Raw genomic sequence first — 1,068 nt, 5'->3', positions numbered from 1 at the left:
GCGGACGGGTCGGGGACGCGGAACTCGACGCGTTTGGCCTTGGGGTTGCTGCCGGTGACGGGGATGCGGGTGCAGGCGGAGCGGTTGCGTTGGGAGTAGACCAGGTTGACCGGTGCTTCGTAGCCGGGCACGAGGCGGCGGTAGGAGTTGACCGTCGGGTTGGTGAAGGCCAGCAGTGACGGGGCGTGGTGCAGGAGGCCGCCGATGTACCAGCGGGCGGTGTCGGACAGGCCGGCGTAGCCGGTCTCGTCGTAGAAGAGGGGTTCGCCGCCGAGCCAGAGGCTCTGGTGGGTGTGCATGCCGGAGCCGTTGTCGCCGAAGAGGGGCTTGGGCATGAAGGTGGCGGTCTTGCCGTTGGCCCAGGCCTCGTTCTTCACGATGTACTTGAAGAGTTGGAGCTGGTCGCCGGCGTGTAGCAGGGTGGAGAACTTGTAGTTGATCTCGGCTTGGCCGGCGGTGCCGACCTCGTGGTGGGAGCGTTCCACGGTGAAGCCGGTGTCGATGAGGCGGCGTACGATGCTGTCGCGGAGGTCGGCGTAGTGGTCGACCGGGGGGACGGGGAAGTAGCCGCCCTTGTAGGCGGTCTTGTAGCCGCGGTTGCCGCCTTCTTCTTCGCGGCCGGTGTTCCAGGCGCCCTCGATCGAGTCGATGTAGTAGAACGACTGGTGGGCGGAGGTTTCGTGGCGGATCGAGTCGAAGATGTAGAACTCGGCCTCGGCACCGAAGTAGGCGGTGTCGGCGATCCCGGACGCGGCGAGGTACGCCTCGGCCTTCTTCGCGACGTTCCGCGGGTCGCGGGAGTAGGCCTCGCGGGTGAACGGGTCGTGGATGAAGAAGTTCAACGCGAGGGTCTTCTGCGCCCGGAACGGGTCGATGAAGGCGGTGGCGACGTCCGGGAGCAGGAGCATGTCCGACTCGTGGATCGCCTGGAAGCCCCGGATCGACGACCCGTCGAACGCGAGACCATCAGTGAAGAAGTTGTCGTCGACAGACTCCACCGGCAGATTGAAATGCTGCATCACACCCGGCAGGTCACAGAAACGTACGTCGACGAACTTCACGTCCTCG

At 65.4% G+C, this 1,068-nt stretch carries 1 protein-coding gene; it reads right to left on the bottom strand.

Annotated elements, in window-relative coordinates; genetic code table 11:
• On the bottom strand, nucleotides 1–1,068 hold a 1,068-nt coding region (glnA, locus tag EYA84_RS32235; RefSeq protein ID WP_131057899.1), incomplete at both ends, for a type I glutamate--ammonia ligase.

This window comes from Verrucosispora sp. SN26_14.1, assembly GCF_004307965.1.
Classification (GTDB): domain Bacteria; phylum Actinomycetota; class Actinomycetes; order Mycobacteriales; family Micromonosporaceae; genus Micromonospora.
Note: the sequence above shows the minus strand (reverse complement) of the source record. Positions and strands in the feature narration are given on the sequence as shown.